The sequence below is a fragment of the candidate division KSB1 bacterium genome (assembly GCA_022562085.1).
In the GTDB taxonomy this organism is placed as follows: domain Bacteria; phylum Zhuqueibacterota; class Zhuqueibacteria; order Oceanimicrobiales; family Oceanimicrobiaceae; genus Oceanimicrobium.
Genome location: JADFPY010000302.1, coordinates 1 through 5690, shown reverse-complemented (window position 1 = coordinate 5690; position 5690 = coordinate 1). Strand labels below are relative to the sequence as shown.

The window sequence follows — 5690 nt, the reverse complement described above, 5'->3', positions numbered from 1 at the left end:
ACCGCCACCCCATTTCCATGACCCAACGATGGGATAAACGATGGCAACGTAGAAGGTTGTGAAGATGAGAAAGCTGGACAATTTGATTCTCTCTGCGACTGCCCCAGAAATAATCGTTGCTGCTGTTGCAGCGAACATCGCTTGGAAAATGAAATCTGTCCAATACGTATAATTTCCGTCGGCATAATCAATCAGGCCGGCAGCACCTTCAGGACTGGAAATTCCCCATCCGGCAAACCCGAAGAATTGGCCGATGGAAAAATCTCCCGGGTACATCAAGTTAAAGCCCATCACTGCATAGGTCAGGAGACCTATAGCGATAATGGATGTATTTTTAAAGAGAATATTCGTCGCGTTTTTTGCCCGGGTCAACCCCGTCTCAAGTGAGGCAAAACCCAGATGCATGATAAAGACAAGAAACGTCGCGACCAGCATCCATGTGTTGTTGATAGTGAACATCTCTGCTGAAACACCGTCCGCAGCCCAGCTTGTCGATGCCCATCCGAAGATGGATAGAGCAAGAAAGGCCAAGGAGAAAACGACTTTTATATTTCTCATAGATCAGCTCCTTTTTATCTTGTACTGAAGGGTTGGATAAAAATCTAACCGATTTTCAGTTTGAGCAAGTGTAGTCTTTAATTGTTTCAAACATGTTTCATTCGGCTTACAATCCAGAGACATTCTTTTATTGATCTTAAGAGGAAATGGCAGGGGTAAGGAGTCACAAAGAAAAATACGTAACTCATTTAATTAAAAATGGTTTATCTAAAATCCTGATAAAACTAATGGAGCAAGGTTATGTTCAACATCTATTATTTTCATGCGTTTTCAAAATCGTGAAAATCAGGCTGAATATAAGAAATTTAAATAAAAATTAAAAGCAGTTTTTGGGATAAAAAAAAGGAGACACCAATGGTCTCCTTTCTAAAATTCTTCTTCACCCTGAACGAAATCGAAGGATGAAAATCGGCGACACCTACTACTCGATCCGAACAAAATCCCCTCGGTTAAACCCGGAGCCACTGACAATCGAGCACTGAGAGGCTTTACCTTCTCCAATATTTGGATTAGTCACTTTGATTGCGCCTACTTTCGTGTCCATACTCCCCAGGGACAACCCGGTATCCGGGTCTACCAATTCTTCTCCCTTTTGGTAGATGGCAAAAATATCTCCAGTCTGAATTCCACTTACAGAGCCGGCATTAATAAAAACCTTAACCCCCTTTACGGTAACGATCTTTGCTTGCCAGGGAATATTAGGAGCATTCTTGTCAATTAATTTTATGACGTCTTTTACTGCCTCCCGTGCTGCCTTACCGACCAAAGATTCGTCGAATGATTTTCTGTTTTTAAAGCTAAATTTCGGAGTCGACACTCTGATTCCTTTCGAAGACTTTTCCTTTCTAATATTATCAGCAGCCACTATTTCGGCTGTGGTTGTGTTCACCATGCGGCAATCGATTCCGACGGTGGCTGATTGGCTTTGTAAACCCAGGCCGATCCCTTTTATCCTGCCGCCGGTGTCACTTTTCTTATACCCAAACTCCGTTACAGCTCCCATAACCGCCAACTCAACACCAAGAACTTTTCCGATTTTAGCAGCGCTTTGTGGCGTGACGATTCCAGATGCCCCAAGGTCCTGCTCTTTTAAAATTTGATCCAATTCGCGGCGCTCAATCACCCGATAATTGCCGGTTTTAACCAGTGCAGTAGTGAGCATCTCAGCAATCCCTTCACCGACTCCTTTCTTATTCCACCAACGCCAGCTCTTATCAGTTTTGTCATCGAATATAAAAACGGCAACCCGCTTCTTTATTCTCTTTTTCTGATCCTTCGAATCTGCTTGAGACCAGCTGTTCATTAACAACACAGAAAAAACAATCAAACATATCCAAACTCCCGCTTTTTTCATAACAAACTCCTCTTTAAAAAATTTTGAAATTAGTTGTTCACCCTCAACCAATCAAAATTATGACTTTACATTTTTTTAGAAAATTTCGGGTCTTAGCAGCGGCGTGAATTAAAATCGCATCATTAGCGGATATAATAATATTTGAACTCAACGGGCCGGAGACTTGCACCCCGCGAACGACAAGAGGATCTTTCCCCACTCTTTCGTTTTTTAACGCCTGGCTCAAATCATCCTGATAATTAACAATGCCCAGTTTTGAAGCAACGGCTCGATCGACATAACTGACGCTGTATATTTCCTCGTTGGCAGAATTTACAACCATTGGGCTAAGCGCTGGATTAAAATTCAACCCGCGGACATCGATGATCAAACCTGTAAAAGGCGTCCCCTTACTTGTAGTGAGTCCTTCACTCGGAACGATCAACTTTATATCACCGGGAACGGCTTTATCTTTCGGCCAGAGTTGGAGACAGGTTGGACATAGAGGTTCGTCACTTATTTTGAGCCTGCCATCGTTTTTGTTCTTCGGGAAAAGCAGGGGCAAAAGGTTACTTATAAGCGGCAATTCAACATCCACCTCAACCGACATATCAGACATCGACCGGGTGTCTACAATTGTATATTTTTGTACAATCTGACGAATATAAGCCGCCGATAGCGATTTGTTTTCCAAAGCTTGTTTAACTTTTGAATGTGCGTCCAGGGGCAGTTCTTTGATTGCTTTGAACAGATTTTCAACTGCTGCTGCTTTTGCTCGTTCTATCGCTGCAATACGTTGAGAAGCATCGGAGTCGGGTGGCAGGCTCGAGCTGCTTCCCGAAGTAAGAATCACTTGTCTGGACCAATCTACTGATGCTGTCTCATTAAGTTTTTGTACCAGAGGCTGTGCAACTGCGAAATCAACTAAAAGAATCAGAGGTAATAGATTGACAATCAAAAATTTAGTAACGGGCATAAACTCCTCAAAAAAAAATAAACTTTAATCTAAATCTATTTTGTCCGTGCGATTTGGATGCGAAAGTATTCATCAAAACCTGGCTAATATAATCACAAAAAAAAATACGCAACCCTTTAATATGATTTATCAACTCAGGCACCGAATCTTTAGCCCTACTCAAATTCGCAAGATTCCTTACCCGCCGGCTGACGATTGATCGCCGCACGCTATGGTGTTCCTCATGCGGCGGTGTGAAAACTCGCCCGGGCAAAGCGGCATTTCCACGTCCTGAAGCATTCCATTGCGCAACCTCGCGGATGTTCGCACAAATACACAGTCGAGCAAATCTTTTTTGCATCAGGACTCAAAAATAACTTGCTTTTGTTGAGGGAAGGCGTTAACTTATATCCATTGTTAATAGACCTCACTGCATAGCCATAAAGCGAAGCTATGGCTACCTTCGGTTTTCCAACAAACCATCGTGTACTGCTTTACGAACGGTCTGTACCAATAAAGCCCTAAAAGATTATTTTCAAAGTTTTAGTTGAGGCAGAGGCTATTTGGGCTGGCGTTGATTTATCATATGCCAATCTTTGCAATGCCAAGCTTAAATTTGCTGATTTTGAAACAGTAAATTTTGATAATTATGATTTCTAACTTATAGAAAGGAGAGAATATATTTGAAAGAATCAAAATTTTTAGAGAATGAGTTGGAGGTAGATTTGACAGGCGGTAGCTTTGGTTCGGTAAAAATAATTGCCGAGAACTTCATAGCTGATGATTTGCCGAGATTTCCTGCAATGGCCATAATATTAGCCGCCGGAAGAGGAAGAAGACAAAAAAATAACGGTGTTTCCAAGCCTTTAATACCTTTGCTAGGATTAAGTCTGATCGAAAGGATCATTTTGACAACTAAAAAATCAGGTATTAAAAAGTTTCTAATTGTTCTTGGTTACAATAGTGAAAAGATCAGAAATTACTTAGGGAGCGGACACAAACTCGGGGTAAGAATAGATTACGTTTTTAATGATGAGTGGGAAAAGGGCAATGGCATATCCGTTCTTAAAGCAAAAAATATAGTACCGCATTCATTTATCCTCTTAATGGCCGATCACTTGTTTGATTATGAAATCTTGACCGAGCTTCGAGAAATCAGTTTAGAAAGGGATGAATGTCTTCTTTGTATCGATCGAAACCATCATAAATATTTGGATGTCCACGACGCCACAAAAGTGGTCATAAGAGATGGTAAAATTACAGCTATCGAAAAACAACTGAGCGAGTATAATGGAATTGATACGGGTATCTTTCTATGCACGCCGGCTATTTTTGATGCACTTGATGAAAGTATTGCCAACGGAAACGATGCTCTTTCCGGTGGCATCAGGATTTTAGCCAATTCTGGTAAAATGAGAGCATTGGATATTTCTGATAAATACTGGATCGACGTGGATCACGATCAAGCCTTAAAAAACGCCAAATCATTATTGCTGGAACAATTAGCAAAAGACACAGACGGTCCAATATCTAAGATCTGTAACAGGCCTTTTTCCACAAGAATTTCTGCATTTCTTGTCAAAACCCGCATCACTCCAAACCGAATTTCATTACTAAGTTTCATAATTGGAGTTTTTGCCGGTTTGTTTTTTTGTGCCGGAGAGTATCTCTATTTAGTCATCGGTGGAATATTGGCTCAGTTTTCCTCCATCATTGATGGTTGTGATGGGGAAATTGCCCGATTGAAATTTAAGCAGACTCAATATGGCGGTTGGTTTGATGCCGTTTTAGATAGATATGCAGATGCTCTAATTATTTTCGGTATGGTTCAAGGTCATTGGCTCTTGAATCATGACATTTTGATTTGGACGGTCGGTTTTGCTGCCCTCATGGGTACGTTTTTGAATAGCTATACCTCAGACAAATATGATTCACTTTTCAGGAAGAATATATCGAGCAAAATTCAAATAAGAATCGGGAGAGATATGCGTTTACTTCTAATCTTCATAGGTGCATTGAGCAATCAGATTTTTCTTGTACTAGCAATCTTAGCCATTATCACTAATGTCGAATCTATCCGAAGGTTAGTCCTGTTGAGACCCAAGTATGTTTGAAAGTATTGAAGCAGAAATTGAAACGGTCATTTCCAAATCGGAAGTCCCGGAAGATTCAATACATTCCAAGAATACCAGAGAATGGGTTTTAAAACTAAAACCAGAAGCGGATATGGCGCTGCAAATTGCAGCACTGGGCCACGATATAGAAAGAAGTCTTAACGAACGGAAAACCAAGCGACAAAATTATGCAGACTATAACGAGTTTAAGAAAGCCCATTCCAGAAAGAGTGCTAAAGTACTCTATGAGATTCTGTCAAAATATGACCTTAACCAAACCATTATTGACAAAATAAATAATTTAGTTATTTGTCACGAATTCGGCGGGAATCCGGAAGCAAATATCTTAAAGGATGCAGACAGCATTTCATATTTTGATGTAAATTTACCTTTCTATTTTCAAAGAAATTCGGAGATGGAAACCGCTTTTAGAATAAATTGGGGATATCAAAGATTATCCCAAAATGCCAAATCTATTGTTAGAAGTTTCTGTTATGAAAATGTGGAACTGCAAGCACTATTTCAAAAGGTTGTCTTGGAATCTCGAAACGAACGAGCCCAATAATTAGCGGTTAAAAATTCTGATTCCGAATAATATTATTTTAAAAGTGCATAGAGGTGCAAAATTGAATGAAATAATGGAGAGCGTTGCAAATACAATTTTTTTAGGAATTCAAATAAATGAAAAATTGCAGGATCAACTCGATTCCAGCAAACCGTCAATGAAACA

General features: G+C 40.2%; 6 protein-coding genes. 3 read left to right on the top strand and 3 right to left on the bottom strand.

Features of this window, described 5'->3' with window-relative positions; all coding sequences use genetic code 11:
- The 3 genes from IH879_18655 to IH879_18645 all read right to left on the bottom strand — a co-directional run.
- Positions 1–558: ammonium transporter (locus tag IH879_18655; protein ID MCH7676947.1), on the bottom strand; the 558-nt coding region annotated here is incomplete at its 3' end.
- A 421-nt stretch (positions 559–979) separates the two neighbouring features.
- Positions 980–1912: a hypothetical protein gene (locus tag IH879_18650; GenBank protein MCH7676946.1), complete on the bottom strand. Its 933-nt coding sequence runs from the start codon at positions 1910–1912 to the stop codon at positions 980–982.
- Positions 1913–1955: 43 nt separating this feature from the next.
- Positions 1956–2867 (bottom strand): hypothetical protein, encoded by a 912-nt coding sequence (locus IH879_18645; GenBank protein MCH7676945.1) that lies wholly within the window; start codon positions 2865–2867, stop codon positions 1956–1958.
- A gap of 507 nt (positions 2868–3374) precedes the next feature.
- On the opposite strand from IH879_18645, the gene IH879_18640 reads away from it, so the two are divergent.
- Genes IH879_18640 through IH879_18630 form a run of 3 tightly spaced genes read left to right on the top strand, consistent with a single transcriptional unit; the run spans position 3375 to position 5525 of the window.
- Positions 3375–3506 carry a pentapeptide repeat-containing protein gene (locus IH879_18640; protein ID MCH7676944.1) on the top strand — a complete coding sequence of 44 codons (132 nt, stop codon included), beginning with the start codon at positions 3375–3377 and terminating at the stop codon, positions 3504–3506.
- A gap of 23 nt (positions 3507–3529) precedes the next feature.
- Positions 3530–4960, top strand: a complete 1431-nt coding sequence (locus tag IH879_18635) for an NTP transferase domain-containing protein (protein ID MCH7676943.1) — start codon at positions 3530–3532, stop codon at positions 4958–4960.
- Positions 4953–5525, top strand: a complete 573-nt coding sequence (locus IH879_18630) for a DUF4202 family protein (GenBank protein ID MCH7676942.1) — start codon at positions 4953–4955, stop codon at positions 5523–5525. Before IH879_18635 ends, IH879_18630 begins: the two co-directional genes overlap by 8 nt.
- Positions 5526–5690: the final 165 nt, after the last annotated feature.